Source organism: Simplicispira sp. (genome assembly GCF_028687295.1).
GTDB classification, from domain to species: Bacteria; Pseudomonadota; Gammaproteobacteria; order Burkholderiales; family Burkholderiaceae_C; genus Simplicispira; species Simplicispira metamorpha.
The window spans coordinates 1-26,698 of sequence record NZ_JAQUAL010000029.1 but is presented as its reverse complement, the minus strand read 5'-3'; the positions used below and the strand labels follow the sequence as shown (position 1 = coordinate 26,698).

Below are 26,698 nucleotides of genomic sequence, written 5' to 3'. Positions count from 1 at the left end.
GACGACCCGATCTTCAACGGGCTGGCGATCTCGCTGATCTTCGGCATTGCGGTGTCCACCGTGTTGACGCTGGTGGTCATTCCCACCCTGTACTACGCGGCCTACCGCCACCGCCTGGACGCACTGCGCGGCGCGCCCGTGGCCGAGGTGGTTACTTAAAAATGATAGCTGCTTGCGCTTACTGTGCGAGGGCTGGAGCCGATTTTGATTCAAACTTTTCAGGAGCAAGCAATGGACATTTCTTACACCGATCTCACCCGTGGCATTTCCGCCGAGCTGGGCCAGCTGCGCAGCGAGATTCCTGACACCCTGCAAGCCTTCCATGCGCTGGGCAAGGCGGCCAGCGCGGCGGGCGCGCTGGACAAAAAGACCAAGGAGCTGATTGCCGTGGCGCTGTCGGTGGCCGCGCGCTGTGATCCGTGCGTGGGCTTTCACACCCAGGCGCTGGTCAAGCTGGGCGCCACGCGCGCCGAGTTGGCCGAGGCGCTGGCCATGGCCGTGTACATGGGCGGCGGGCCATCGCTGATGTATGCGGCCAAAACCTCTGCGGCGTTCGATGAATTCAGCGCCGCTGCCGCAGCCGCCGCACCGGCGTCGGCCTGATGTGCCCCTGCTGGGCGCGCCACGGCGCCAATCTGGTGCGCTGGGTGCAGCGCGCCGTCAAAACCCGGTTTGCTCGCACCCGGTAAACATCGCACTCTCCACTGCGCAGTGAAAAATGTTGCACTGCAACAAAAATGTCTTGCAAATGCGCCAAACTCACTTACCATAGCGTCATGTTGCGCCGCAGCATTTTTCCGGGAAGGCCTGGAGTCGGCGCTTTTTCAACACCACCTGATGGAGCTTCTCATGCAAAAATTCGACACCCAAGCCTTCGCCGCTGCTGGCAAAAACGCCGCCGCTGACCTGACCGCCCTGGCCACCACCGCTTTCGCTGGCTTTGAAAAGCTGGCCGAACTGAACATGGCCACCGCCAAGTCGGTGCTGGAAAACTCTCTGGGTTCCATCCAGGCTGCCGCTGCTGCCACCACCCCGGAAGACGTGCTGGCTGCCTCCTCCAAGCTGGCCCAGCCCATGGCTGAAAAGGCCGCTGCCTATGGCCGCAGCGTCTACGAAATCACCTCGCAAACCGGCGCTGAGCTGTCCAAGGTGTCCAAAGACAAGCTGGCCGATGCGCAAAAGACCTGGGGCAGCGCCGTGGAGTCCATGACCCAAAACGTTCCTGCTGGCAGCGAAGCTTTTGTTTCCGCCTTCAAGAACGCTGCCACCACCGGCCAGCAAGCCTTTGCACAGGCACAGGCTGCTGCCCAGCAAGCCATGGCACAAGCCCAAAACCACGTGACCGACGTGGTGGCCAAGACGGTCAAGACGGCCAAGCCCGCCGCCAAGGTCTGAGCCCGGCAGGCCACTGGCCTGCGCACCAGAGCCACCAAGGCCGAACCCGCAAGGGTTCGGCCTTTTTGCTGTGTGGGCTCAAAGGCATTCACGCTGCCGGTAAGCGGCAAATACTTGGTCGCGCAGTGCCTGTGCTGCGGGGCCCACGGTGGCGATGGCGTCGGCCTGTAGCCATTGGTTGTTGAGGTATTGCAGCGCCAGCGTGGCGGGCCAGGGCATGTAGGGCGTCAGCCCTGCGGGCAGAAAACCCAAAGGGGCTGCACACTCCCACGCTGCGGGTGTACCGGGGTCGCACAGGTCAAGGCTGAGGTAAATCGCATCGACCTGCTGACGACACCACTGGCGCAGGGCGCGTTGCAGCACCTCGCCCAGGTCAGCACCGGCATGGCGCACCACCACGAAGGCCGCGTTGAGTGCTGGCTCGACGCGCACCTGCAACTGCGTGGCACCTTGCAGCGCATCCCGGCGCAGCGGCTGGGGCCGCAGTTCCATGCCGATGTCGGCGGCGCGCGGCAGCACCAGGGTGGCCAGATCGGGTGGCAGGTGGACATCCACTGACGGGGCGGGGCGCAGCAGACGGCAGGCATAGAACACGCTGCCCCGCTGGGTCGATGCCTGGCCCGGAATGCTGCGAAATTGCAGGCTGGCCGGGGTGTAGGCCAGCAGCAGTGCGGTGGGCAGGTAGCCCAGTCGGCCAAAGGTCTTTTGCGTGTAGGGATGGCGCGTGACGGCATGCACGAAGGCCGCTGCCTCGGGGCGCTGCTCCAGGGCTTGGGTCACGGTTTGCAGCAGTTGGCCCAGCAGGCCGCCACCGCGCTGGTCGGGTGCCACCACGGCGGCGCCGACTTCGAGGGCCGGGTCATCGCGGTGGTCTTTCATGAGTGCGATGTGGCCGACGATGGGGGCGCCAGCGGCGTCCTGCGCCTGCGCCACCCAGGAGGTCAGGCGGCCATCTTGGCCGCGCGCGAGGATGCGTTCAGCGATGTACATGTCGGGGTTGACGTACGAGTAGCCATAGCTGCGGTACATCAGGCGGGCCAGATGGATGGCATCGCCAGCCTCCAGCGGGCGCAGGGTGGTCGGCGCTGGAGCGGGCTCCACCGGGGTCGGGCCCGCGTGATCGGACGCAGCGTGGTTGGCCACTGGTGTGGTCAGGGCGCCTTGCTGGGGCAACCACCATTCGAGTTCGACATGCTGGCCTTGCGCACCCAGGTTGAGCACCCGCGAGCGATCAACCAATTGGTGCATCAGGAAGGCGGACAGACCGGCATCGTCCTGTACCGCGCTGTCGGGCTGCGCTGGGTCGTACTGCGGCACCAGGCTCAGGTCGTAGGGCAGTCCGTGGTCGGTGATGCGCAATTGCAGCACCGGGGGCAGTACCGCTACCAGGATGTCGAGCACACTGGCTGCATCGGCATCCGGTTCGTCGTCATGGGCGCAGCGCAGCACCGTGAGCAGGGCTTCCTCGGCAGCGGTTTGCATGCGCATGCGTTGCGCGGGTGTGAAGCCCTGCGTGCTGGCCTGGGCCGACAGCAGTGCCTGGACGATGGCAATGGCGCGTGGGTGCGCAGGCACGCTCAGGCGCAGCCAGTCGTGGCGGGGGTCGGGTGGTTGTGGCGTCGGGGTCTGGGTGGGCATGGAGCAGTCAGCCATGGCGGCGATCCACCACGCGCAGCAGCTTGCCGGTACGGGGGTTGGTGAGCAGGGCAGCGGGGGTAGTCCATTCCACTTCCAGCGGATGCACCACCCCTGCATCGATCAGGTCTGCAAACATGGGGCGCTGGGCATACAGGGCCTCGCGCACGCGGGTGCCATCGGCCTCACTGCGCGCTTGTGGTGTGGTGACGGCCAAGCGCAGGCGCAGTCGGTCGCGGCGTTCGGCATGGTCTATGCACAGTTGGAAGGACTGCACCGTGCAATCCGTACCCTGGCGTTGCAGGCTGGCCAACAGCGCCAGGATGTCGTCCACATACAGCGTCATCGGGCCGATGCGTGCGCCTTCCTCGGTGCGCCCGAGCAGGCGAAAGCGCCGCTGGGGCGTGCCCGGGGGATCCATCCAGGCGCCCCGGTCCCCCACCGGGTAGCGAATGATGGGCACCAGACGCCGCTCCAGGTTGGTCAGCACCAGCCGGCCTGCCTGGCCAGTGCCTTGCACCGGCTGGTCGCTGTCGTCCTCCAGAATTTCCAGCACGGTGCTGTCGTCGAACACGCTGTGCACCCCGGGTTCGGCGCCTGCGGGCACCCAGCCCAGCTCGCCGTAGTCCACACCGGCCACGCCGATCGAGCGCACCTGGCAGCCGGGAAACACCTGCTGCAGCGCAGCGATCTGGTCGGCAAACATGGGTTCACCGCCATACAGAAAGGTTTCCAGGCGCAGCGTTGCGCGGTCGGCAGGCGTGAGGCGCTCCAGCAGCGCCATCAGCGTGGTGGGCACACCCGCCAGGGTGGTCAGACTGAACTGGCGCCAAGTGGCCAGGATTTCCTCGGCATCGTCCCCTCCGATGGGGTAGCAGATGCCTGCGCCAGCGGCTTCGATGCTGCGGCCAATGAACAGGAATGAGGCATACAGCTTGCCCGCATAGAACAGGTTGCCAATGCGCTCACCTTCGCGCAGACCAGCACGGCGCATACCGCCCCCGAATGCCTGGGTGAATGCGCGCCATTCGGCGTGGGTGAATACGGAGTATTTGGGCTGGCCAGTGGTGCCGCCGCTCTTGAAAGTGATGCCTTCGGTGAGTGGGGCGGTGAATACGCGGTTGTCATGCACCGTGTTGGCGGCCCAGAAGGCCTTGTGGTCGAGCACCGGGTAGGCGTCCAGGCGGGACTCGCCCGGTGGCACGGCGGCGTAGAAGTCGCGATAAAAAGGCGAGTGGGTGCGTGCAAAGGACAGCAGCGCGGCCAGGCGCTGGGCCTGGGTCGGCGGTGCGGCAGCGGAGAGGTCGGTCATGGTGGATGCGAGGGGAAATAGGTGGAAGGGTCAGGTGGCGTCCAGGCGGTGGTCGCACACATGGCGCAATTTGCCGCTGGCCTTGACACGCACGAAATCGCTGTGGGGATGGATTTCCAGGCGCACGATCAGCGGCAGCTGGTAGGTGCGGATCACGCCCAATTCGTCGTACCAGGCGCACAGTTGCTCTGCTGCCTCGGTGGTGGGTGCCTGCAAGGTGTCGTCCACCCAGATGCGCAGCACGGTAGCGGCAGGCTCGCTGTCGATGTGCAGCTGTACCGGCCCGGCGTAGTCCAGCTGCTGGCTCAGAAAATCCACAAAACGGCTGTAGTTCAGCAAGGGGCCGCCGGCCTTGAAAACGTCGCCCAGCCGACCAGTGAGTTCAAAGCGCGGCTCCTGGCGTGCGCAGGGGCAGGGGCCCGGCACCCAGCGGCCGGTGTCGCCGATTTCATAGCGCGCGATGGTGGGGGCGCTGCGTGCGCGCGAGGTCAGCAGCAAGCGACCGATCTCGGTGCCTTGCACGGGCGCGTCCTCGTCCAGGCGCGCGATCTCCAGCGTCTGCAAACGGGTGAACAGGTGGTGTACGCCGCCTTGGCTGTGCTCGCATTGGTAACCCATGGGGCCTGCATCGTTGGAGCCATAGGCCACTGAGCGCACCACCGGCACACCGCACTCCTCGCGCAGAAATCGCACCTGTGCGGGCGACAGGGCTTCGCCGCCGTAAAACACCTTTTCCACGCAGCCCGCCGCCTTGATCTGCTGCCCCTGGGATCTGAAAAGACCCAGCAGGTGCGGCGTCATGCCGATCAGCACGTTGGTGCGGTGTGCCAGGATTTGCTCGGCGATCTGCTCATACTCGGGCACCATCGCCATGGGGTATTGGCGCACCCGCAGATGCTCCAGGATTGTCCAGAAACTGATGAAGCTGCCGTACAGATACCCTGCCGCGAACAGATTCATCACCCGGTCGCGTGCGGGCTCCAGGCCCGCAGCCACCAAACCATGGGCGGTGACGGCCATTTGTTCGTGGTAGTCGGCCCAGCGGAAGGTGGAGTAGGCCACCTGGCCGCTGGAGCCGCCGCTGCGCACCACCAGGCCAGTCAAGGGATCGTCATGCGCCAGGGACAGGGCTTGGAAGGCGGCTTTGTCCATCACCGGCACAGCGGGTGGTCGCAGCGCCGCTGGCGGCTCCAGCGCATCCAGACTGCCCACACAGGCCAGGGCGGGCGGGCCATCCACCGAGACCCTCCGGGCCAGGTGCTGCAATGCATATACGCCGTCGTGCGGCGCACCCAGGTAGCTGTCGATCATCTCGCCGGGGCGGGTGATGCGACTGACACCGGCTGACAGCAGGCTGCGCGCCAAGGGCGCCGCGCTGGCCAGGCCCGTGGCCAGGCCGCAGGTTTGCAGCCAGGGGCGCATGGGGCGCAGGGCCGCGCCCAGGTGCTCACGCTGCACGCTCTTGAGCCAGATGGTGCGGTACAGCGGCGAAGGCCGCAGGCCCGGGCGGCGGTCGAGCAGGATGCGCCAGCCGCCGTCTGCTGCTTCGATGACCCGGGTCAGTTGCAGGGCCTCCTCGGCCCGCGCCACGCTCACTGCCGTGGTGATTTCCGCTTGTTCGGCGGTGTCCGGGTGGTGCCCGGCAATGGTCGGGGCGATGCGGGCCAGGGCCTGTGCCAGGCGCTGAGCCAGCGCGTCCAGCCCCGGGCCATCGGTTTCTGCCAGCAGCGTTTGGGGGCTGGAGCAGGCTTGCTGGTCGAGCCGGCAGATATCGCGCGCGAAGCCGTCCAGGGCCTCGGGGTCGTCCAGGCATTCGGCCGCCAGATAGCCGAAAGACACCTTGTGCCCCCAAGCGACGACGCGGGTGTGGGCCGGGGCGCTGGCGCGCACGGCGGCCACGGCCTTTTCGCCGCCCCAGGCAGAAATCACGTCAGCGTGGGCAAACAGCCGTTGCAGCAGTGCCTGGTCGCTCGATGGCAGGCGCAGCACTGCCATGTAGTCGGCCAGTCGCCCGCCCGGATCGTGTGCAGCCAGGGCCTGGGCAAACAGCGGCGCGAAGTCGCCATCGCGCGCACTGGCCTTGACCACGTTGAGGTTGCCTGCCAGCAAACCTTCGACCATGCCCATCGCGGCCACGGTGAACACATTGGAGGGGGCCACATGCACCACGCAGCCCGCAGGCATCCAGGCCTCGTACTGGCGGCCAGGGTAGCGGCGCTCCAGCACACCGGGGCGCTGGGTGCCCAGTTCGGAGCGCAGTTTTTCCTGGAGCGCATCGCGTTGCAGCATTGCGGCGATGGCTGCGAGCATTGCGCGCGCATCCTCCGGGGTGGCGCTGCGGCAGGCCTGGGCATGCAGTGCCTGGAAAGCGCCGCGCGCGTGGCGCAGGTCTTCTGCCAGGGCGGCGCAGGCGCTCAACAGGTCATCGAAGGGGAAGGCGCGGGCCAGGGTGGCGTCCAGATGCGCGGCCAGGTGCTCCAGGGCGTGGGGCAGTGCGGCATCGTCCACCCAGCGGCCAAACCAGAAATGCGGTGCGATCGCGGCAGGGGTGCTTGAAATGTCCATGGGTTTCCTTGGGTGGGGGCGGCTCAGGCGGTGGGCAGCAGCTCGGCGGCGGCAGCGGCGCAGCTCTTGTTGGAAGAGGTGCCAGCGCGGCCCAGCACTTCAAACCAGGGCGATGGCAGGCCGCAGGTGCAACTGCCGCCGGGGTGGCGCACGGCCAAGTCGCCCATGACGACGCTGTGGGCGGGCACCGAGGTGATATAGGGCGAGAGAAAAGACAGGAAGCCGGGTGTACCGTCGGGCACCGGCGCCAGGGTGCGCACGTCGCGCACCACCACGCGCGACCAGGTGGGCACATGCAGGTGGTGCTGGTGGCAATCCACGTAAGGGATGCTGTGCTCGACCGCCCCGAAGGTCTCGACGATGCGCTCGGACGGGATACCCAGCCAGTGGGTGATGTCGCGGTGCAGGGCTTCGCGCGAAATGGCCTGGTCGGCATGCCCTTTCCAGCCCCCACCAAAGATGACGCAGCTGCCTGGTGGCAGGCGCAGTGGCAGGGCACCGGTTTGTGCCATGCGCCGCAGCGCGAAGTGCAAAAAGGCCGGGAAGCCGATGATGCGCGTGGGCACGCTGTCCTGGGCGTAGTCGGCCAGCGTGGCCAGAACGCCGAAGGCATCGAACTCGTGCTGGCCTGGCCCCAGCGCCCGCAGTGACCAGAAGGTACGGGCGGGCGGTGCGTAGCGCATCAGGTACTGGTTGGTGTTGGAGGTGCCTACGCGCAGGCCCTCGTAGGGCTCGTAGGCGTTGACCAGGTAATTGGCCGGAGCGTCACTGACCACGCCGCGTGCGGCCATCACGTCGTCCACCATGCGCCGTGCGCCGCCGAGGGTGAAGGCGTCGAAGAACATTTGTGATTTCTGACCCGTGGTGCCCGAAGAGGTCAGGTGTGTTTCGATGGCGCTTTCGGGTACCGACAGCACTTCATGGGCCTTGAAGAAGTTGGCATGCACGGGCGGCAGCGCCATCACGTCCTGCACCGTGCGCAGTGCCGATGGCTGGATCCCACTGGCGGCCAGAAAGGCGCGGTACCAGGGGGAGCGCTCCTGGTGCCAGCGCGTGATGTCGGCCATGGCGGCGACAAAGCGGGCATCGGTGTCGGCCTCTGGCAGGTAGGGTGTGCGCTGGGCGCAGTAGTCAACCACGCCAGCAGGCGGCATTGATGACCGGGAATCAGGCAGGTCAGAGGGAATACGCAATGCTGTCTCCTTGGTTTCTGGTGCATGGGAAATTGCACGGCCAAGGATATAGGCAAGTTGTGAAAATACCGACCTCTTTATGGGCTGGTGGAGGGGGGCTGGCACGGTGTCCGCGCAGGCGGGCGCAACCGAAACGGGTGGGCGGCGACGCTGGCGCGCCGTCAGGCGGATCAACCCAGCGCCAGGGCGGCCAGCGCAGCCAGCGGCGCGGTTTCGGCGCGCAGCACGCGCGCACCCAGCGTGGCGGGGGCAAAGCCGTGTTGCAGGGCCAGGTCTTCCTCGGCGTTGCTGAGGCCGCCTTCCGGGCCGGAGAGGAACAGCACCGGGCCGCTGCCCGGGGCGGCGGCGTGCAGTGGCTGTGTGCCCGGGCGCAGTGACAACAGCAGGCGTGTGGCGATGGCCGTGGTCGCACCGTCCTCCACAGCGCCTGCCGACTGCGCTGCCAGCCAGTCGGCCAGGCTGCGCGCCGGGTGAACGGGCGGCACGCGGTTGCGCCCGCACTGCTCGCAGGCGGCCACGGCCACGGCCTGCCAGTGGGCGAGCTTTTTGTCGGCGCGCTCGCCCTTCAACTTGAGCACGCTGCGCTCGGCCAGCAGTGGCGTGATGCTGGCCACGCCCAGTTCGGTGGCTTTTTCTACCAGCCAGTCCATGCGCTCGTTGGCGGTGATGCCCGCCAGCAGGTGGATGGCGCGCGGCGCCTCGCGCTCGATGGCGTGGTGGGCGCCGATTTGCACGCGCACGTTGCTGCGGCCCATGTGGGTGACGCTGGCGCTCCACTCGCCACCGGCGCGGTCGCCAAACAGCGTGATGGCGTCACCCGGTTGCAGGCGCAGCACCTGCACATGGCGCGCGGCGCCTGCGGGCAGTTCGATGTCAACGCCGGTGGCCAGGTCAACGGGGCAGTGAAAGCGGGGCATTCAGTCCTTTTTTGATAGCTGCTCGCGCCCACTGTGCAAGGGCTGGAGGCTGATTTTGCTTCAATTTTGCGCGCGGCCTACATGCGGCCTACATCCGGCCAAAAGCGTAGCCCATGGCCGCTTCGGTGCCCTCGATCTGGTCGATGAGCTTGCGCAGCGGGCCCAGCTCGCGGTAGCGGTCGGTGGTGGCACGGATGTAGTGCAGAAAGCGCGGCGCATCTGCCAGGTATTTGGGCTTGCCGTCGCGCAGCGTCAGGCGGGCAAAAATGCCAGCCACTTTCAGGTGGCGCTGCAAGCCCATCCACTCCACGCTGCGGTAGAACTCGCCAAAGTCGGCGCCCCAGCCGCTGTGGCTGTTGGCGCCCACCAGCCCCGCCTTGCGGGCTTTTTCCCAGTAACGCACGGTAATGTCGATGACGAAATTCTCATCCCAGCTGATGAAGGCATCGCGCAGCAGGCTGGCGATGTCGTAGGTGATGGGGCCGTACACCGCGTCCTGGAAGTCCAGCACGCCCAGCGGGCCGCCGGGTTGCTGGGGCACCATCAGGTTGCGGGTCATGAAGTCGCGGTGCACGAACACGCTGGGCGCGGCCAGGTTGTGCGCCACGATGCGGTTGAAGGCGTGGCTGAGCACGGCCTGCTGCGCGTCGTCCAGCACCGTGCCCCGGTGCTGGGCGATGTACCAATCCGGAAACAGCGCCAGCTCGCGGCGCAGCAGGGCTTCGTCGTACACCGGCAGCACACCGGGGCGCGACGCCAGTTGCCACTGCAGCAGCGTATCGGTGGCCTGCTGGTACCAGGCAAATGCGTCTTGGGGGCGTTCAGGGTCTAGGCGCTCGATCACCGTCTGCGTGCCCAGGTCGGACAGCAGCATGAAGCCTTGGGCCTCGTCCCAGGCCAGGATCTGCGGCACGCTCAGCCCGGCCTGCGCCAGCAGCGCCTGCACCTGTACGAAGGGGCGGCAGTTTTCTTTGTCGGGCGGCGCGTCCATCACGATGCAGCTGGCGCCGGGCGTGGCGGTGTCCAGGCGCAGGTAGCGCCGAAAACTCGCGTCAGCAGAGGCCGGGCGCAGGCTGGCCGCTTGCAACTGGTGCGGGGCGATCAGCGGCGCCAGCCAGGCTTCGAAAGCGGCGCGGCGCTGGGGGCTGGGCCAGTCCACGCTGGGAGTGGTGGTGGGTGCGGTGGCAGGCGCAGCGCTGGGAGAGAGGGGGGCAGGGTGGCTCATGGATAATCGGATTTTACAAACCCGGCCTGCCTGGCGCGGGTGGCGGGCAGGCGCATGGGCGCTGGTGGCTCGCCCATTTGATGGACTCAATCCCTTGCCCGACGACTTGCTGCCCCGCCCACTTTCGCCGTCCGTGTGGCCCCGCCCGCGCAGCGCTGGCACCCCTGCCCGCACGGCGCTGGCGCCTTGGGTGGCTGGCGCGTTGTGCGCCCTGCCGCTGGCGGCCCTGGCGCAGAACACCACCGATGCACCGCCGCCATCGCCACCGGCACCGTCGGCGTCTGCCCCGTCTGCTGCACCCGCACCCGCGCTTGCGCCGCTGCGTGCCACGGGCCTGTTGCAAGAAACCATTCCCGATGCCCAGCGTGCGCAAATGCCCACGTTCGTTTTTGGCGACCGCATCGAGGGCCAGGCCGATGTGCGCACCGTGATCGAGGGCAACGCCGAGCTGCGCCGCGCCGACACCGTGATCCGCGCTCAGCGCATGGAATACCTGGTGGAAGGCGACCTGGCCAAGGCACAGGGCCAGGTGCGCATCAACCGCGCGGGCAACGTCTATGAAGGCAAAGAGCTGGAGCTGCGCGTCAACGCCTTCGAGGGCTTTTTTACCGACGTCCAGTACCAGTTCTTGCGCAACGCCGCACACGGTGATTCCACACGCGTGGACTTCATCGACCGCGACCGTGCCGTGGTCCACAACGCCACCTACACCACCTGCCAGCGCACCGACGAGGCCAGCTGGCAGCCCGACTGGGTGTTGCGCGCCAAGACCATCCACCTGGACATGGCCGAAGAAGTGGGCACCGCCGAGGGCGCGGTGCTGGAGTTCAAGGGCGTGCCGCTGCTGCCGTTTCCGTACATCAGCTTTCCGCTGTCGGAAAAACGCAAGTCCGGCCTGCTGCCCCCGACCATCGGGGTGGACAGCCTCAACGGGCTGGAATACGCCCAGCCGTACTACTGGAACATTGCGCCCAACCGCGATGCCACGCTGCGCGCTGCCATCCGGGCCAAGCGCGGCGTGAGCGCGGGCGGCGAGTTCCGCTACCTGGAGCCCACCTACCGGGGCCAGCTGAGCGCCGATGTCATGCCCTCCGACCGCCTGCGCGGCCATGACCGCTGGAGCTACGCGGTGCAGCACCAGGCCACGGTGCAGACCGGCATGGGCGGCCTGGGGCTCAACCTCAACCTGAACCGTGTGAGCGACGACAACTACTGGCGCGACTTTTCCCGCGCTGGCCAGCAGCTCACCCAGCGCCTGCTGCCCGGGGACGCCACGCTGTCGTGGGGCCAGGGCGATATGGCCTTGCAACTGCGCACGCTGAAGTGGCAAACCCTGCAAGACACCAGCGCGCCCATCGTGCCGCCCTACGACCGCCTGCCCCAATTGCATTGGCGCTACACGCCCACCCAGAGCCTGGGCGGGGGGCTGGAGACGCGCCTGGAGGCCGACACCACGCGCTTTCGCGCCCAGCGCAGCCTGACGGGCCAGCCCAACGCCACGCGCAGCTATGCCCTGGCGCAGATCAGCCGCCCCTATCTGGCGCCCGCAGGCTTCATCACGCCGCGCTTGCAACTGCACGCCACGCAATACCAGTTTGATGGCCCGCTGGCCGATGGCCGCCGCTCGGCCAGCCGCGTGCTGCCCACCTTCAGCCTCGACAGCGGCTTGGTGTTCGAGCGCGAGGCCAGCTACCTGGGCCGCAGCTTTGTGCAAACGCTGGAGCCGCGCGCCTTCTACACCTACACGCCGTTCCGTGACCAGCGCCTGCTGCCGCTGTACGACACCGCAGCCAACGACTTCAACTTCACCACCATCTATACCGAGAACGCCTTTGGTGGCCACGACCGCCTGGCCGACAACAACCTGCTCACGCTGGGCGTGACCTCGCGGCTGCTCGACCCCACCACCGGCGCCGAGGCCGCGCGCTTTGGCGTGGCCCAGCGCCTGCGCTTTTCTGACCAGGACGTGACCCTGCCCGGCAGCGCGCCGCTGGATGAGCGCCTGTCCGACCTGCTGCTGGGCGCGGGCTTGCAGTGGACGCCGCAGTGGGGGCTGGACTCGACGGTGCAGTACAACCCCAAAACCGGGCGCTCCATCCGCTCCACCATTGGCGCGCGCTACAGCCCCGGCAACTACCGCACCGTCAATGCCGCCTACCGCTTGCAGCGCGGCACCAGCGAGCAAATCGACATCGGCTGGCAGTGGCCCCTCAACGACCTGTGGGGCGACAAAGGCCAGGAGCTGGGCGCAGGCCGGGGCCAGGGCGGTGGCCGCTGGTACAGCGTGGGCCGCCTGAACTACAGCCTGCAAGACCGCAAACTGGTCGATACCGTGGTCGGCCTCGAATACGACGGTTGCTGCTGGATTGGCCGCGTGGTGCTCGAGCGCCTGCAAAGCAGCGTCACCACTTCCAACACGCGGCTGCTGTTCCAGCTTGAATTTGTCGGTTTCTCGCGCCTGAGCCTGGGCGCCAGCCCGCTGGCCAGCCTGAAACAAAATATCCCGCGCTACCAATACCTGCGTGAGCAGGTCAGCACGCCCAGCCGCTTCAGCAACTACGACTGATTTTGAACGCTATGAACCACCGTGTCCTTGCCCTGGGCCTTGCCTGCCTGACCACCTTCGTCTCTGCGGGCGCCAGCGCGCAGGGGTTGCGCGCGCCGGGCGCTGCCAAACCTGGCGTCGCGCGCGCTCCAGCGGCCAGCGCCAAAGCGCCTGCGCGCACGGCCACCGCCGCTGCCGCCACCGCTGCGGCGGCCACTGCCGCCAGCGCACCGGCCACGCGCCAGGCCGACTACATCGTCGCCGTGGTCAACGCCGATCCCGTCACCAACAACGAGGTGCAGGCCCGCCTGGCCCGTGCCACCGAGCAACTGGCCGCCCAAGGCAACCCGCCGCCGCGCGAGCTGCTGCTGCGCGAGGTGCTGGAGCGCCTGATCCTGGAAAAAATCCAGCTGCAGCAAGCCACCGAAGGCGGCATCCGCGTGGACGACTACGCCATCACGCAGGCCGAGCTGGCCGTGGCGCGCCAGAACAGCGTCAGCGTGGCCGAGATGCACCAGCGTCTGAACGCCGACGGCATCACCCCGGCGCAGTTCCGTGAAGACCTGCGTCGTCAACTGACGCTGCAACGCCTGCGCGAGCGCGAAGTCGAAGCGCGCGTGCGCGTCAGTGAGCAAGACGTGGATATCTACCTGCGCCAAGCGCAGTCTGGCACGGGCGATGTGGCGGCGCTGGAGCTGAACCTGGGCCATGTGCTGGTGGCCGTGCCGGAAAACGCCGATGCCGCCACTGTGGCCGAGCGCCAGGCCCGTGCCCAGGCCGTGGCCGAGCAGGCCCGCGCGGGCCAGGACTTTGCCGCCCTGGCGCGGGAGTTTTCTGACGCGCCCGAGCGCGCCAGCGGCGGTCTGCTGGGCATGCGCCCCGCCGAGCGTTACCCCGAGCTGTTTGTGGCCGCCACCGCCGCACTGCCCGTGGGCGCCGTGGCCGGGCCACTGCGTTCGGGCGCGGGTTTTCACGTGCTGAAGGTGGTGGAAAAAGACAGCATCAGCACCGCCGCCCTGGTCACGCAAAGCCACGCACGCCACATCCTGCTGCTGCCCAATGCGCAGCTCACGGAAGCCGCTGCCGCCGCCCGCCTGGCCGACTACCGCCGCCGCATCCTGGCCGGTCAGGCCGACTTTGCCACCCTGGCGCGCGAGCATTCCAAAGACGGCAGCGCCAAACAAGGCGGCGACTTGGGCTGGTCTACCCCAGGCCGCTACGTGCCCGAGTTTGAAGCCGCCATGGACGTACTGCAGCCCGGCGACATCAGCGAGCCGCTGGTGTCGCGCTTTGGTGTTCACCTGATCCAGCTGATGGAGCGCCGCCAGGTGCGTCCCTCCGCGCGCGAGCAGCGCGACATGGCGCGCGACGCCGTGCGCGCCAAAAAGCTCGATGAGGCCTACACCCAGTGGGGCCAGGAGCTGCGCGCGCGCGCCTACGTTGAATACCGCGAGCCACCGCAATAACGGCCCCCCACGGCACCCCCTCCACCACCCCCTGCTGCATGAAACACATTCCCCGCAAACGCTTTGGCCAGCACTTCCTGTCCGACCACGGCATCATCGACGCCATCGTGGACGCCATCGCGCCCCAGCCGGGCGAGCCCATGGTCGAGATCGGCCCCGGCCTGGCCGCGCTCACCCAGCCGCTGGTTGAGCGCCTGGGCCGCCTGACGGTGATCGAACTCGACCGTGATCTGGCCCTGCGCCTGCGCCTGCACGGCCAGCTTGACGTGATCGAATCTGATGTGCTCAAAGTGGACTTTGCCCAGGTGGTACAAGCGCTGGGTGCTCCCAAAATCAGAGTGGTGGGTAACCTGCCCTACAACATCTCCACGCCCATCCTGTTCCATTTGCTGAAGTTTGTGGACGTGATTGCCGACCAGCACTTCATGCTGCAAAAAGAGGTGATAGACCGCATGGTGGCCTCGCCCTCCACGGGCGACTATGGCCGCCTGTCGGTGATGCTGCAATGGCGCTACGCCATGGAGAACGTGCTGTTCGTGCCGCCCGAGAGCTTTGATCCGCCCCCGCGCGTCGATAGCGCCATCGTGCGCATGGTGCCGCGCGACCAGCCCGTGGCGCTGGCGCCCAAACTGCTGGAAGAACTGGTACAGGTGGCCTTCAGCCAGCGGCGCAAGCTTTTGCGCCACACCCTGGGCCGCTGGCTGGAGGCGCGCGGCTTTGCGGGCGAATTCAACGTGCAGCGCCGCGCCGAAGAAGTGCCCGTGGCCGAGTACCTGGCGCTGGCGGCCAGCTTGCAGGCGGTGTAGGCCCGTTGGCAGGCGCCCCGCGCAGGTGGCGCGGCGCCGTCCATGCTGCGTAATTTGCTTTGTTTTTGATAGCTGCTCGCGCCCGACAGGCGGGCGTTGCAGGCTGTTTTGGCATGAAAAGTAGGGTGCCAGCACCCGCCTTCAGCGCCCCAGCAGCACCGGGAAGATTTTGCCCAGCCCCACGGCCATCACCTCCACCGACAGCGCCGCCAGAATCAGCCCCATGATCCGCGTCATCACATTGATGCCGGTCTTGCCCAGCACACGCGCAATCGGCTCGGCCAGCGAAAAGCACAGGTAGGTGGCCACCGCCACCACCACGCCGTAGCCCACCAGCGCGGTGTGCTGCCAGACGGTTTGCGCCCGGTCGGCGTAGATCACCACGGTGGACATGGCTGCCGGGCCGGTCAGCAGCGGAATGGTCAGCGGCACCACGGCAATGCTGGCACCGGCGGCGGCTTTCTCCGCGCCTTCCTCGAACTCGTTGGTGTGCGCCTTGGCCTCGGCAGGCTGGGCGTTGAGCATGTTCATGGCGCTGATCAACAGCAGCAGGCCGCCACCGACCTGAAAGCTTTGCAGCGAGATGTTGAAAAACTCCAGAATTTGCAGCCCCAGCAGCGCGCAGGTGGCTATCACGCAAAACGCGCTGAAGGCCGCCACCTGGATGGTGCGCTGGCGCTGCTGCGACGAAAAACCCTGGGTGTAGTGGATGAAAAAAGGCACGATGGCCAGCGGGTTGACGATGACCAGCAAGGTGATGAGGGGTTTCAGATCCATGCGGCCATCTTGCCACCAGGCGTGTTGGCGCACCTGCAAAAATGCCGGTTTTAAGGAGCACACCCGCATGCACAGCCAATCCATTGACCTCCAGGCCGCCGATGGCCAGCACTTTCCGACCTGGGTGGCCGTGCCCGAAGGCCCGCCGCGCGGCGCCATCGTGGTGCTGCAAGAGATTTTTGGCGTCAACCCACATATCCGTGCCGTGACCGAGCGCTTTGCCGCACGCGGTTACCTGGCTGTGGCGCCCGCCCTGTTCACGCGGGTGCAGCCGCTGGTGGAGCTGGGCTACAGCGCCGAGGACTTGCAGGCGGGCCGCGCCCTGAAGGCCGCAGTGGAGCAATTGCCCGCCGCGGGCGTGCTCCCCGACATCCAGGCGGCCATCGACTACGCCCACCAGCGCAGCGGCACCAAGGTGGTCGCCGTGGGTTTTTGTTGGGGCGGCCTGCTGGCCTGGCGCGCAGCCTGCACCTTGCAGGGCCTGGCGGGCGCGGCCTGCTACTACGGTGGCGGCATGACCAGCGCCGAGGAGGCGGCACGCCAGCCACGCTGCCCGGTGCTGGCGCACTTTGGCCGACATGACCAGTGGATTCCACTCGATGGTGTGCAGGCCTTTGCCCGCGCCCACCCCGACGTGGCGGTGCATGTCTATGAGGCCGATCACGGTTTCAACTGCGACCAGCGCGCCAGTTACGACGAGGCCAGCGCCATGGCCGCACGCGACCGCACGCTGGCTTTTTTCGACCACTGCCTGGCTTGATGCGGGGCGGCCTGGTGGCTGGCAATAGGCGACGGACGACGGGCGCGGGCCGCCCGTCCGGCGCTGGCCGCGCGCGCCTCAGCGCCCGAGGGTGCGCGCCAGGTAGCGCTTGCGCCAGAACAGCGCCAGCAGGGCCAGCGCAATCGCCGCCATGGTGCCCATGGCCCACCAGAAGCCGTTTTGCTGGTGTACCAGCGGTACAAACTCAAAGTTCATGCCGAAGATGCCGGCGATCAGGTTCAGCGGCAAAAACACGGCCGTCAGCGCAGTGAGCGTGCGCATGATGTCGTTGGTGCGGTGGCTTTGCACTGAAAAGTGCATTTGCACGGCGGTTTCGGTGCTTTGCTCCAGGCGGCGCACGTGGTGTACCACGCGCTCGATGTGCTCGAGCACGTCGCGGCTGCGCACTTGCAGCAAATCGTGCTCGCGCAGCCCGGCGGCGGTGGCGGGCACGGGCCAGGTGGCCAGCGCGTCTATCCAGTCCTGCACGGCGCTGCGCTGGTCTTCGCAGATTTCATCGAGCTGGTGCAGCGACAGCCGTGCATCCAGCAGCGCGCTCCAGTTGACAAAGCGCGCGCGCGGCTTGAGCAGCTCGCTTTGCCAGTGGTCCAGTTGGCGCGTGAGCGTGCGGCGCAGGTCGAGATAGCCGTCCACCATCAGGTTGACCAGGCGCAGCATCAGGTCGGCGGGACTGGCAGGCTGGCGTGTGCTGGGCGCAGGGTGGTTGCGGCTTTCGCGCGCATCGCCGCCGGGGATGGCGGCCAGCAGGCGCGCGGCATAGGCCTCGCGCACGGCGCAGTCGCTGGGGTGTACGGTCAGCAGCACCTGGTCGAACACGGCAAAGCCGACCGGGCTGGTGTCGATGCGCCGCAGCACGGGCGGGCCGCCGCGCGCCGGGGCGCTGCCATTGGTGTCGGCGCCGGTGGCATCGCTGCCGGGCGCGGCGCTGGCCAGGCGCCGGAACACCAGCAGGTCGTACTGCGAGGTGTAGTCGTAGTGCGATGGCAGCTGTGCATTGAGCAGGTCAGAGACGTGCAAGTCCACCAGCTGCACACCCGCCAGCGCTTGCAGGGCGTTTTGCACGGCGGGCAGCTGCGCTTGCAGCGCCGTGCGGGTGCAGGCGATCCAGACAAAGCCCTGCGCGGGCGCCTGGGTGGGCAGGGCGCCAAGCTCTTGCACGCCGCCGCTGTGCAGGTGAAAGATGCGCATTACTGAGGGTTAAATATGGCTCTATCGCTTGCTGGGTGAGCGCAAGTAGCTATCATTTTTGAAGAAGTCGGGCGGCATCACGGGCAAAGTAGGTGAGCACGCCATCGGCCCCGGCGCGCTTGAAGGCCAGCAGGCTTTCCATCATCACGGCGTCGTGGTCGAGCCAGCCGTTGGCGGCGGCGGCCTTGAGCATGGCGTATTCGCCGCTGACCTGGTAAGCGAAGGTGGGCACCTTGAATTCGTCTTTGACGCGGCGCACCACGTCCAGGTAGGGCATACCGGGTTTGACCATGACCATGTCGGCGCCTTCGGCAATGTCCAGGGCCACTTCGCGCAGGGCCTCGTCGGTGTTGCCGGGGTCCATCTGGTAGCAGTTCTTGTCGGCCTTGCCCAGCGCGCCGCGCGTTCCCACGGCGTCGCGGAAGGGGCCGTAGAAGGCGCTGGCGTACTTGGCGCTGTAGGCCATGATGCGGGTGTGGATGTGGCCCTGCACCTCCAGCGCCTCGCGGATGGCGCCAATGCGGCCATCCATCATGTCGCTGGGGGCAATGATGTCCACACCTGCCTCGGCGTGCGTGAGCGCCTGGCCGGTGAGAATCTCCACTGTCTCATCGTTGATGATGTAGCCGTGCTGGTCGAGCACGCCGTCCTGGCCGTGGCTGGTGTAGGGGTCGAGGGCCACGTCGGTCATGACGCCCAGGTCAGGGAACTCGGCCTTGAGGGCGCGCACCACGCGCGGGATCAGGCCGTCGGGGTTGAGTGCTTCTTTGCCGTCGGGCGTTTTGAGCGAGGGGTCAATGGCCGGGAACAGCGCCAGCACCGGAATGCCCAGTTTGACGCAGTCTTCGGCCACGGGCAGCAGCAAATCCAGGCTCAGGCGCTCTACGCCGGGCATGGAGGCGATGGCCTCGCTGCGCCCCTGGCCTTCGTGGACGAACACCGGGTAAATCAGGTCGTCGGGTGTGACGGCGTGCTCGCGTACCAGGCGGCGGGTGAAGGCATCACGGCGCAGGCGGCGCGGGCGGTTGGCGGGAAAGGGGGTGGGGCTGGAGAGGTGCATGGTGAAAATTGTGCCCCATCCCGCGCTTGAGCCTGGAGCGCTGGGAATGTGGGCACTGTCACCGGCCCCCCGTGGCCCTTAAACTGCCCCCATGCTTTGGGTCAAATCTTTTCACATCATCTTCGTGGCCAGCTGGTTTGCTGGCCTTTTCTATTTGCCGCGCATCTTCGTCAATCTGGCGATGGTGGCGCCGGGCTCGGTGGCCGAGCGCGAGCGCTTGCTGCTCATGGCGCGCAAGCTGCTGCGCTTTACCACGCTGCTGGCGGTGCCCGCGCTGGCCACGGGGTTGTGGCTCTGGCTGGGCTATGGCGTGGGCCGTGGCCCCGGCAATGGCTGGATGCACGCCAAGCTGACGGTGGTGGCCCTGGTGCTGGGCTACCACCATGCCTGCGGCGTGATCTTGCGCAAGCTGGTGGCCGACACCAGCCAGCGCAGCCACGTCTGGTTCCGCTGGTTCAACGAGGTGCCGGTGCTGCTCTTGCTGGTGGCCGTGGTGCTGGTGGTGGTCAAGCCTTTCTGAGCGCGCGGCGCGCGGCTGCATGGACACACCGACCGAATCGGCCCCCGCCCGCCACCAAACCTCGGCCTGGCCGCTGGCGCTGGTCTATGCCGCGCTGATTGTGTTTGCCAGCCTGTTCCCGTTCGATGGCTGGCGGGCGCAGGGCATTGCCCCGCAGGTGTTTTTGCTGGCGCACATTCCCCCGCCGTACTGGACGGGGTTTGACATCGCCATCAACGTCGTGGGTTATGCGCCGCTGGGCTTTTTGCTGGCGCTGGCGCTGTTGCGCACGGGTTGGCCGCGCAGTGCCATCCCGTTGGCGGCGTTGGCGGGCGCACTGCTGTCGCTGCTGATGGAGTTTTTGCAGATTTACCTGCCCCAGCGCGTGCCCTCCAACCTGGATTTGGTGCTCAACGCGGGGGGCTCGCTGGGCGGGGCCTTGCTGGCTGCGTTGCTGGAGCGCCTGGGGGCGATTGACCGCTGGAGCCGGTTTCGGGCCCGCTGGTTTGTGCCGCAGGCGCGTGGCGCACTGGTGCTGCTGGCACTGTGGCCCTGGGCGCTGTTGTTTCCGGCGGCTGAGCCGTTTGGTCTGGGCCAGGTGCTGGAACGCCTGGAGAGTGCGTTGGCCGATGTGCTCGATGGCACGCCTTTTCTGGTCTGGCTGCCCGAACGGGCGCAGGCGTTGCAGCCGCTTTCGCCCGCTGCCGAAATGCTGTGCGTGGCGCTGGGGCTGCTGGTGCCCTGTCTGCTGGCCTACAGCGTGGCGGTGCACACGGGGCGGCGGGCGGCGCTGGCGCTGGCCAGTGTGGCGGTGGGCGTGGCCGCCACGGCCTTGTCGGCGGCCCTGAGTTATGGCCCGGCGCACGCCTGGGAGTGGCTGAGCGTGCCGGTGCGTGCCGGCATTGGCATGGGCATGGTGCTGGCGGTGGCCACGCTGTGGCTGCCCCGGCGCGCCTGCGCGGTGCTGCTGGTGCTGGTGCTGGCCGTGCACCTGGGGCTGCTCAATGACGCGCCCACCAGCGCCTACTTTGCGCAAACCTTGCAGGCCTGGGAGCAAGGGCGGTTCATCCGCTTTTTTGGCATGGGCCAGTGGCTGGGTTGGCTCTGGCCTTATGCCGCACTGGTTTATGTGCTGCTGCGTGCGTCGCGCCGCGAGGTGGCTTCCTAAAATGCGCGCATGACCGATACCACCACCCCTACCGCGCCCGGCTACTTTGCACGCCACATCTTTTTTTGCCTCAACGAGCGCCCCAATGGCGAGGCTTGCTGCGCCCAGCATGGCGCCAAAGCCGCGTTCGAGCACTGCAAAGCCCTGGTCAAAGAGGCCGGTCTGGCGGGCCCCGGCCAGGTGCGGGTGAACAAGGCCGGTTGCCTGGACCGCTGCGCTGGCGGCCCCGTGGCCGTGGTCTATCCCGAGGGCACCTGGTACAGCTACGTCGATGCCTCCGACATCGACGAGATCGTCGAGTCCCACCTGAAAAACGGCCAGGTGGTAGAGCGGTTGCTCACGCCAGCGGAACTTGGGCGCTGATTCAAGCTCATACCCGTTTTATGGTCTTTTAGGCCTCCAGCGCTTTCTGGTCAAGCGCCAGCAGCTATGAAAGGAATAGCAATTTGAATGCCCAGACTGAACGCCTGAGCCTCTTCGGCGCCGCCGGCACCATCGAGGCCGTGCGCGATGCCGCCCATGTGCCCGAGGGGGCCGTGCCGCGCGGCGTGGCCGTCATCGCCCACCCGCACCCGCTGTTTGGCGGCACCATGGACAACAAGGTGGTGCAGACGCTGGCGCGTGCCTTTGTGCAGTGCGGCTGGACGGCGGTGCGCTTCAACTTTCGCGGCGTGGGCGCCAGCGTCGGTGCCCACGACGAGGGGCGCGGCGAGGCGCAGGACTTTCTGCGCGTGGTCGAGCAGGTTGCGCCCCAGGGGCCGATTGCGTTGGCAGGCTTCTCGTTCGGCTCTTTTGTCGCCAGCCACGCGCTGGCCGACCTGTGGAACGCGCGCACCATCGAACACGCAGTGTTGGTTGGCACCGCCACCAGCCGCTTCAACGTCGCCCCGGTGCCGCCGCAGGCCCACCTGCGCACCCTGGTCATCCACGGCGAGCATGACGACACCGTGCCCCTGTCCACCGTGCTCGACTGGGCACGGCCCCAGGTGCTGCCGGTCACCGTCGTACCTGGTGGCGGTCATTTTTTTCACGGACAATTGACACTGCTGAAAAACTTGGTGGTGCGCCACCTGCAATCGGGCGCCTGAACCGCCCTGCCTTTCGTCCCGCCGCCAGCGTTGCCTTTGTGTGCGCTGGTGCGCTGCTCTTTTTTTCTGACTGATGGCTTGCCCACCCCATGAAACGCATTTTTTCTACCCTGCGCTCCCTTTTTCTGGCTGCGGCGCTGGTGCCCGTTGCCCTGTCGGCACAGGCCCAGCAGGCGCCCCAGCCGCCTGAAATCGCGGCCCATACCTACATGCTGGTGGACGTGACGGCCAACCAGGTGCTGGCCGCCAAGAACATCGACGCGCCGGTGGAGCAGGCCTCGCTGACCAAGCTGATGACCGCCTACCTGGTGTTCGACGCCCTGACCGCCAAGAAGGTGGATTTGCAGCAAAAGCTCCCCGTCAGCGTGCGCGCCTGGAAGATGCCCGGCTCGCGCATGTTCATCGACCCCAAGATGCAGGTGGCCGTGGACGATCTGCTCAAAGGCATGATCGTGCAGTCGGGCAACGACGCCACCATGGCCCTGGCCGAAGGCGTGGGTGGCACCGCTGAGAACTTCGTCAAGCTGATGAATGAACAGGCCAAAGCCCTGGGCATGACCGGCACCAGCTACAAAAACCCCGAGGGCCTGACCGAGCCTGGCCACCTGACCACGGCGCGTGATCTGAGCATCCTGGCCACCCGGCTGCTGCACGACTTTCCGCAGTACATGCACTACTACGCCACCAAGCAGTACAGCTACCCCGGCACCCCTGCCTCCAACGGCAACAACCGCAATGCGCTGCTGTTTCGTGATCCCACGGTCGATGGCCTGAAGACGGGCCACACTGCCGCCGCAGGCTACTGCCTGGTGGCCACGGCCAAGCGTGAGTTCCCCAATGTGGGCACGCGCCGACTGGTATCCATCGTGCTGGGCACGTCCAGTGAAAACGCCCGCGCCAACGAAAGCCAGAAACTGCTCAACTGGGGCTACACCGCGTTCGATGCCGTCAAATTGTTCGATGCGGCCCAGCCTGTGGCCACCCCCACCGTCTGGAAGGGCCAGAGCAACAGCGTGAAGATGGGCCGCCCCGAGGCCATCGTGGTGGCCGTGCCTGCGGGCAGTGCTGGCAAGATCACTACCCAGGTGTCCCACCAAGACCCGCTGGTGGCACCTTTTGCCAAGGGCCAGGCTATTGGCGCGCTCAAGGTCACGCTGGGTGAAGAAGTGCTGCGCGAGGTGCCTTTGACCGCGCTCGATGGCGTGGAGCAGGCCGGTGTGCTGGGCCGCGCCTGGGATGCCATCCGCATGTGGATTCGATAAAGGTTTTTGCTTGCCTTGCAAGCGCCTCGCTGCTACATTGGAAGGCTTTTCGGAAATTCCGAAGGGATTCACGTTTTCGTTTTACGTTTAGGGACGACATTCATGCCAACGATTAACCAGCTCGTGCGCCACGGGCGCGAGGTCGAAAAGACCAAATCCAAGAGCCCGGCGATGGAAAACTCGCCGCAACGCCGTGGTGTGTGTACCCGTGTGTACACCACCACCCCCAAGAAGCCTAACTCCGCTCTGCGTAAGGTTGCCAAGGTGCGCCTGACCAACGGTTTTGAGGTCATTTCCTACATCGGCGGTGAAGGCCACAACCTGCAAGAGCACAGCGTGGTGCTGGTGCGCGGTGGTCGTGTCAAGGACTTGCCCGGTGTGCGTTACCACATCGTGCGCGGTTCGCTCGACTTGCAAGGCGTGAAAGACCGCAAGCAGTCGCGTTCCAAGTACGGTGCCAAGAAGCCCAAGGCCAAATAAGCCCTGCGCTTTTGCACAGAAATTTTCGGTGCTGCTTTGCCGCGTGGCGCGGTAATTCGGCGTAGTGACCCCAAGCGCAAATGTCTTGCGTGGGTCGAGTAAGTGGGAGTCCTGATTGGCTCTCGCGGTGTCTGAAAAGATGCCAACTGAAGCAAAGATAGAGGTAAAAAATGCCACGTCGTCGCGAAGTCCCCAAACGTGAAATTCTGCCGGACCCTAAATTCGGCAACGTAGAGCTGTCCAAATTCATGAACGTGATCATGGAAGGCGGCAAAAAAGCAGTGGCCGAGCGCATCATTTATGGCGCGCTGGAACTGATCGAGAAAAAGCACCCTGACAAAGACCCGCTGGAAGCTTTCGTTGTTGCCATCAACAACGTCAAGCCCATGGTTGAAGTCAAGTCGCGCCGCGTTGGTGGTGCGAACTACCAAGTGCCTGTGGAAGTGCGCCCTGTGCGTCGCCTGGCCCTGTCCATGCGCTGGTTGAAAGAAGCCGCTCGCAAGCGCGGTGAGAAGTCCATGGCCCAGCGCCTGGCCAACGAGCTGCTGGAAGCCACTGAAGGCCGTGGCGGTGCTATGAAAAAGCGTGACGAAGTGCACCGCATGGCCGAAGCCAACAAGGCATTCAGCCACTTCCGCTTCTAAGCGATTGACCTGAAGTCTCGGTCAACGCACAAGGCTGCTGGCATTTTTGCCCGCAGCCTTGTTCTGGTTGAGGCGGTCACAAAATTTTCGGGCTGCGATGCAACCATGTGTGGCCTGACCCCCCTGTAAACACGACCCATCAAGGACTCACCATGGCTCGCAAGACCCCCATTGAGCGCTACCGCAATATCGGTATCTCGGCCCACATTGACGCCGGCAAGACCACCACCACTGAACGTATCCTGTTTTATACCGGCGTGACCCACAAGCTGGGCGAAGTGCACGACGGCGCTGCCACCACCGACTGGATGGAGCAAGAGCAAGAACGCGGCATCACCATCACATCGGCGGCCGTGACCTGCTTCTGGAAGGGCATGGACCTGTCCTACCCCGAGCACCGCTTCAACATCATCGATACCCCCGGTCACGTGGACTTCACCATTGAAGTCGAGCGCTCGATGCGCGTGCTGGACGGCGCCTGCATGGTGTACTGTGCTGTGGGTGGCGTGCAGCCCCAATCCGAAACCGTGTGGCGCCAGGCCAACAAGTACAAAGTGCCACGTCTGGCCTTTGTCAACAAAATGGACCGCACCGGTGCCAACTTCTTCAAGGTCTATGACCAGATGAAGCTGCGCCTGAAGGCCAACCCTGTGCCTGTGGTGATCCCGATTGGCGCCGAGGACAAGTTCCAGGGCGTGGTCGATTTGCTCAAGATGAAAGCCATCATCTGGGATGAAGCATCGCAAGGCATGAAGTTCGAGTACCAGGAGATCCCTGCTGAGTTGCTCGAATCCGCCAAGGAATGGCGCGAAAAGATGGTCGAAGCCGCTGCTGAAGCCACAGAAGAGCTGATGAACAAGTACCTGGAAGAAGGTGACTTGAGCGAAGCGGAAATCAAGGCCGGTCTGCGTCAGCGCACCATTGCCACCGAAATCCACCCCATGCTGTGCGGTACGGCTTTCAAGAACAAGGGTGTGCAGCGCATGCTCGACGCCGTGATCGACTACCTGCCCGCACCTACCGACATTCCGGATGTGACAGGTACGGACGACGAAGAAGCCCCCATCAGCCGCAAGGCCGATGATGGCGAGAAGTTCTCTGCGCTGGCATTCAAGCTGATGACCGACCCCTTCGTCGGTCAGCTGACCTTCGTGCGCGTGTACTCCGGCGTGCTGACCAAGGGCGACACCGTCTTCAACTCGGTCAAGGGCAAGAAAGAGCGTATCGGCCGTATCGTGCAAATGATGGCCAACGACCGCGTCGAAGTGGATGAAATCCGCGCCGGTGACATCGCTGCCTGCGTGGGCCTGAAAGAAGTGACCACAGGCGAAACCCTGTGCGATGTTGGTTCGCCCATCGTGCTGGAGCGCATGGTGTTCCCCGAGCCTGTGATCTCGCAGGCTGTCGAGCCCAAGACCAAGGCCGACCAGGAAAAAATGGGCATCGCCCTGCAACGCCTGGCTGCTGAAGATCCGTCCTTCCGCGTCAAGACCGATGAAGAGTCGGGCCAGACCATCATTTCCGGTATGGGTGAACTGCACCTGGAAATCATCGTTGACCGCATGAAGCGCGAGTTCGGTGTGGAAGCCAACGTCGGCAAGCCCCAAGTGGCCTACCGCGAAACCATCCGCAAGACCATCGAAGAAGCCGAAGGCAAGTTCGTGCGCCAGTCCGGTGGTAAGGGCCAGTACGGTCACGTGGTGCTCAAGATTGAACCCAATGAACCCGGCAAGGGCATTGAGTTCATCGACGCCATCAAGGGTGGTGTGGTGCCGCGCGAATACATTCCTGCGGTGGAAAAGGGTATCAACGAAGCTGTCACGCAAGGCGTGCTGGCCAACTACCCTGTGGTGGACGTCAAGGTCACGCTGCACTTCGGTTCGTACCACGATGTGGACTCGAACGAGCTGGCGTTCAAGATGGCTGCCATTTTCGGTTTCAAGGAAGGTTGCCGCAAAGCCAACCCCGTGATTCTGGAGCCCATGATGGCCGTGGAAGTCGAAACCCCCGAAGACTACGCCGGCAACGTGATGGGCGACCTGTCCAGCCGTCGCGGTATGGTGCAGGGCATGGACGACATCCCGGGTGGTGGCAAGGCCATTCGCGCTGAAGTGCCGCTGTCGGAAATGTTCGGTTACTCGACCACGCTGCGCTCGGCCACGCAAGGTCGCGCTACCTACTCGATGGAATTCAAGCACTACAGCGAAGCACCGCGCAACGTGTCTGAAGCCATCATGGCTTCACGGGCTAAATAAGCCCTTGGGGTCAGACCAGCTTTGCTGCTCTGACCCCCGCTAGCCAGATCGGGGTCAACCAGATTCTGTCTAGGTAAATTAGGTCAAAACAGCCTCTGGCCCTTACGCAGTAAGCGCTAGAAGCTATCGATTTAATAGCAAATATTTTGCAATCTGCGATCCGGTGCCGCTCCGTTGCCTGTGCAGGGCGAATCAGCAACCGGATGCAGACGTTAAACCACTACACAGGCATCGCTCTTTGGAGAATCGAAAATGGCAAAAGGTAAGTTTGAACGCACCAAGCCCCACGTCAACGTGGGCACGATCGGTCACGTGGACCATGGCAAGACGACGCTGACAGCGGCCATCGCTACAGTGCTGTCCGCCAAGTTCGGCGGCGAAGCCAAGGCTTACGACCAGATCGACGCAGCGCCCGAAGAAAAGGCCCGCGGTATCAC

The 26,698-nt window shown here is 65.7% G+C and carries 24 protein-coding genes; 15 read left to right on the top strand and 9 right to left on the bottom strand.

Translation table 11 applies throughout. The annotated features are described in order from the left end of the window. The first annotated feature begins 231 nt into the window (after window positions 1–231). Both PHX69_RS05420 and PHX69_RS05415 read left to right on the top strand, forming a co-directional pair. Window positions 232–603, top strand: a complete 372-nt coding sequence (locus PHX69_RS05420) for a carboxymuconolactone decarboxylase family protein (protein WP_119013570.1) — start codon at window positions 232–234, stop codon at window positions 601–603. 246 nt (window positions 604–849) lie between these two features. Continuing rightward, window positions 850–1,395, top strand: a complete 546-nt coding sequence (locus tag PHX69_RS05415) for a phasin family protein (RefSeq protein WP_288042719.1) — start codon at window positions 850–852, stop codon at window positions 1,393–1,395. 78 nt (window positions 1,396–1,473) lie between these two features. On the opposite strand, the gene PHX69_RS05410 is transcribed toward PHX69_RS05415, so the two are convergent. The 6 genes from PHX69_RS05410 to PHX69_RS05385 form a co-directional block, all read right to left on the bottom strand. Continuing rightward, a complete protein-coding gene (locus tag PHX69_RS05410) occupies window positions 1,474–3,048 on the bottom strand; it encodes an ATP-binding protein (RefSeq protein ID WP_288042718.1) in 1,575 nt (524 codons plus the stop codon). After that, window positions 3,041–4,342 (bottom strand): phenylacetate--CoA ligase family protein, encoded by a 1,302-nt coding sequence (locus PHX69_RS05405; RefSeq protein ID WP_119013567.1) that lies wholly within the window; start codon window positions 4,340–4,342, stop codon window positions 3,041–3,043. Before PHX69_RS05405 ends, PHX69_RS05410 begins: the two co-directional genes overlap by 8 nt. Before the next feature lie 30 nt (window positions 4,343–4,372). Next, complete coding sequence (locus PHX69_RS05400) at window positions 4,373–6,907, bottom strand: acyl-CoA reductase (RefSeq protein ID WP_288042716.1); 2,535 nt, start codon at window positions 6,905–6,907, stop codon at window positions 4,373–4,375. A 23-nt stretch (window positions 6,908–6,930) separates the two neighbouring features. Then, window positions 6,931–8,100 carry a LuxE/PaaK family acyltransferase gene (locus tag PHX69_RS05395; protein ID WP_288042715.1) on the bottom strand — a complete coding sequence of 390 codons (1,170 nt, stop codon included), beginning with the start codon at window positions 8,098–8,100 and terminating at the stop codon, window positions 6,931–6,933. A gap of 170 nt (window positions 8,101–8,270) precedes the next feature. Then, complete coding sequence (locus tag PHX69_RS05390; protein WP_288042714.1) at window positions 8,271–9,017, bottom strand: 16S rRNA (uracil(1498)-N(3))-methyltransferase; 747 nt, start codon at window positions 9,015–9,017, stop codon at window positions 8,271–8,273. Window positions 9,018–9,105: 88 nt separating this feature from the next. After that, window positions 9,106–10,242, bottom strand: coding sequence for an aminoglycoside phosphotransferase family protein (locus PHX69_RS05385; protein WP_288042713.1), 1,137 nt, complete (start codon window positions 10,240–10,242; stop codon window positions 9,106–9,108). Between the two features lie 109 nt (window positions 10,243–10,351). On the opposite strand from PHX69_RS05385, the gene PHX69_RS05380 reads away from it, so the two are divergent. Genes PHX69_RS05380 through rsmA form a run of 3 tightly spaced genes read left to right on the top strand, consistent with a single transcriptional unit; the run spans window position 10,352 to window position 15,059 of the window. Next, complete coding sequence (locus PHX69_RS05380; RefSeq protein ID WP_502958478.1) at window positions 10,352–12,808, top strand: LPS-assembly protein LptD; 2,457 nt, start codon at window positions 10,352–10,354, stop codon at window positions 12,806–12,808. 11 nt (window positions 12,809–12,819) lie between these two features. Next, complete coding sequence (locus tag PHX69_RS05375; RefSeq protein WP_288042712.1) at window positions 12,820–14,253, top strand: peptidylprolyl isomerase; 1,434 nt, start codon at window positions 12,820–12,822, stop codon at window positions 14,251–14,253. 38 nt (window positions 14,254–14,291) lie between these two features. After that, window positions 14,292–15,059, top strand: a complete 768-nt coding sequence (gene rsmA / locus PHX69_RS05370; protein ID WP_288042711.1) for a 16S rRNA (adenine(1518)-N(6)/adenine(1519)-N(6))-dimethyltransferase RsmA — start codon at window positions 14,292–14,294, stop codon at window positions 15,057–15,059. Window positions 15,060–15,200: 141 nt separating this feature from the next. Here rsmA and PHX69_RS05365 read toward each other — a convergent pair whose 3' ends face one another. Further along, window positions 15,201–15,836 carry a MarC family protein gene (locus PHX69_RS05365; RefSeq protein WP_119013606.1) on the bottom strand — a complete coding sequence of 212 codons (636 nt, stop codon included), beginning with the start codon at window positions 15,834–15,836 and terminating at the stop codon, window positions 15,201–15,203. Between the two features lie 67 nt (window positions 15,837–15,903). Between PHX69_RS05365 and PHX69_RS05360 the strand changes: the two genes are divergently transcribed. Continuing rightward, window positions 15,904–16,596, top strand: coding sequence for a dienelactone hydrolase family protein (locus PHX69_RS05360; protein WP_288042710.1), 693 nt, complete (start codon window positions 15,904–15,906; stop codon window positions 16,594–16,596). A gap of 78 nt (window positions 16,597–16,674) precedes the next feature. Here PHX69_RS05360 and PHX69_RS05355 read toward each other — a convergent pair whose 3' ends face one another. Both PHX69_RS05355 and hemB read right to left on the bottom strand, forming a co-directional pair. After that, window positions 16,675–17,805, bottom strand: coding sequence for a magnesium transporter CorA family protein (locus tag PHX69_RS05355; RefSeq protein ID WP_119013559.1), 1,131 nt, complete (start codon window positions 17,803–17,805; stop codon window positions 16,675–16,677). A 52-nt stretch (window positions 17,806–17,857) separates the two neighbouring features. Continuing rightward, window positions 17,858–18,865, bottom strand: a complete 1,008-nt coding sequence (gene hemB, locus PHX69_RS05350; RefSeq protein WP_119013558.1) for a porphobilinogen synthase — start codon at window positions 18,863–18,865, stop codon at window positions 17,858–17,860. A 91-nt stretch (window positions 18,866–18,956) separates the two neighbouring features. Between hemB and PHX69_RS05345 the strand changes: the two genes are divergently transcribed. The 9 genes from PHX69_RS05345 to PHX69_RS05305 form a co-directional block, all read left to right on the top strand. Further along, window positions 18,957–19,385, top strand: coding sequence for a CopD family protein (locus tag PHX69_RS05345; RefSeq protein ID WP_119013557.1), 429 nt, complete (start codon window positions 18,957–18,959; stop codon window positions 19,383–19,385). Between the two features lie 19 nt (window positions 19,386–19,404). Continuing rightward, window positions 19,405–20,532, top strand: a complete 1,128-nt coding sequence (locus PHX69_RS05340; protein ID WP_288042709.1) for a VanZ family protein — start codon at window positions 19,405–19,407, stop codon at window positions 20,530–20,532. Window positions 20,533–20,541: 9 nt separating this feature from the next. Continuing rightward, window positions 20,542–20,895: a (2Fe-2S) ferredoxin domain-containing protein gene (locus PHX69_RS05335; protein ID WP_288042707.1), complete on the top strand. Its 354-nt coding sequence runs from the start codon at window positions 20,542–20,544 to the stop codon at window positions 20,893–20,895. Window positions 20,896–20,978: 83 nt separating this feature from the next. Then, the gene (locus tag PHX69_RS05330; protein WP_288042706.1) at window positions 20,979–21,620 is read left to right on the top strand and encodes an alpha/beta hydrolase; all 642 of its coding nucleotides are present in this window, start codon (window positions 20,979–20,981) and stop codon (window positions 21,618–21,620) included. Between the two features lie 89 nt (window positions 21,621–21,709). After that, window positions 21,710–22,882 carry a D-alanyl-D-alanine carboxypeptidase family protein gene (locus PHX69_RS05325; protein ID WP_119013553.1) on the top strand — a complete coding sequence of 391 codons (1,173 nt, stop codon included), beginning with the start codon at window positions 21,710–21,712 and terminating at the stop codon, window positions 22,880–22,882. A gap of 102 nt (window positions 22,883–22,984) precedes the next feature. Further along, a complete protein-coding gene (gene rpsL / locus PHX69_RS05320) occupies window positions 22,985–23,362 on the top strand; it encodes a 30S ribosomal protein S12 (protein ID WP_056266875.1) in 378 nt (125 codons plus the stop codon). A 170-nt stretch (window positions 23,363–23,532) separates the two neighbouring features. Then, window positions 23,533–24,006 (top strand): 30S ribosomal protein S7, encoded by a 474-nt coding sequence (gene rpsG / locus PHX69_RS05315; RefSeq protein WP_027996767.1) that lies wholly within the window; start codon window positions 23,533–23,535, stop codon window positions 24,004–24,006. Between the two features lie 152 nt (window positions 24,007–24,158). Continuing rightward, window positions 24,159–26,261, top strand: a complete 2,103-nt coding sequence (gene fusA, locus PHX69_RS05310) for an elongation factor G (protein WP_119013552.1) — start codon at window positions 24,159–24,161, stop codon at window positions 26,259–26,261. Between the two features lie 252 nt (window positions 26,262–26,513). Then, on the top strand, window positions 26,514–26,698 hold a 185-nt coding region (locus PHX69_RS05305), incomplete at its 3' end, for a GTP-binding protein (protein ID WP_288042702.1).

Excerpts from the sequence above, each read along its gene's own strand:
- PHX69_RS05420 (WP_119013570.1), top strand. The coding sequence starts at position 232 with ATGGACATTTCTTACACCGATCTCACCCGTGGCATTTCCGCCGAGCTG.
- PHX69_RS05415 (WP_288042719.1), top strand. The coding sequence starts at position 850 with ATGCAAAAATTCGACACCCAAGCCTTCGCCGCTGCTGGCAAAAACGCC.
- PHX69_RS05410 (WP_288042718.1), bottom strand. The coding sequence starts at position 3,048 with ATGGCTGACTGCTCCATGCCCACCCAGACCCCGACGCCACAACCACCC.
- PHX69_RS05405 (WP_119013567.1), bottom strand. The coding sequence starts at position 4,342 with ATGACCGACCTCTCCGCTGCCGCACCGCCGACCCAGGCCCAGCGCCTG.
- PHX69_RS05400 (WP_288042716.1), bottom strand. The coding sequence starts at position 6,907 with ATGGACATTTCAAGCACCCCTGCCGCGATCGCACCGCATTTCTGGTTT.
- PHX69_RS05390 (WP_288042714.1), bottom strand. The coding sequence starts at position 9,017 with ATGCCCCGCTTTCACTGCCCCGTTGACCTGGCCACCGGCGTTGACATC.
- PHX69_RS05385 (WP_288042713.1), bottom strand. The coding sequence starts at position 10,242 with ATGAGCCACCCTGCCCCCCTCTCTCCCAGCGCTGCGCCTGCCACCGCA.
- PHX69_RS05375 (WP_288042712.1), top strand. The coding sequence starts at position 12,820 with ATGAACCACCGTGTCCTTGCCCTGGGCCTTGCCTGCCTGACCACCTTC.
- rsmA (WP_288042711.1), top strand. The coding sequence starts at position 14,292 with ATGAAACACATTCCCCGCAAACGCTTTGGCCAGCACTTCCTGTCCGAC.
- PHX69_RS05365 (WP_119013606.1), bottom strand. The coding sequence starts at position 15,836 with ATGGATCTGAAACCCCTCATCACCTTGCTGGTCATCGTCAACCCGCTG.
- PHX69_RS05360 (WP_288042710.1), top strand. The coding sequence starts at position 15,904 with ATGCACAGCCAATCCATTGACCTCCAGGCCGCCGATGGCCAGCACTTT.
- PHX69_RS05355 (WP_119013559.1), bottom strand. The coding sequence starts at position 17,805 with ATGCGCATCTTTCACCTGCACAGCGGCGGCGTGCAAGAGCTTGGCGCC.
- hemB (WP_119013558.1), bottom strand. The coding sequence starts at position 18,865 with ATGCACCTCTCCAGCCCCACCCCCTTTCCCGCCAACCGCCCGCGCCGC.
- PHX69_RS05345 (WP_119013557.1), top strand. The coding sequence starts at position 18,957 with ATGCTTTGGGTCAAATCTTTTCACATCATCTTCGTGGCCAGCTGGTTT.
- PHX69_RS05340 (WP_288042709.1), top strand. The coding sequence starts at position 19,405 with ATGGACACACCGACCGAATCGGCCCCCGCCCGCCACCAAACCTCGGCC.
- PHX69_RS05335 (WP_288042707.1), top strand. The coding sequence starts at position 20,542 with ATGACCGATACCACCACCCCTACCGCGCCCGGCTACTTTGCACGCCAC.
- PHX69_RS05325 (WP_119013553.1), top strand. The coding sequence starts at position 21,710 with ATGAAACGCATTTTTTCTACCCTGCGCTCCCTTTTTCTGGCTGCGGCG.
- rpsL (WP_056266875.1), top strand. The coding sequence starts at position 22,985 with ATGCCAACGATTAACCAGCTCGTGCGCCACGGGCGCGAGGTCGAAAAG.
- rpsG (WP_027996767.1), top strand. The coding sequence starts at position 23,533 with ATGCCACGTCGTCGCGAAGTCCCCAAACGTGAAATTCTGCCGGACCCT.
- fusA (WP_119013552.1), top strand. The coding sequence starts at position 24,159 with ATGGCTCGCAAGACCCCCATTGAGCGCTACCGCAATATCGGTATCTCG.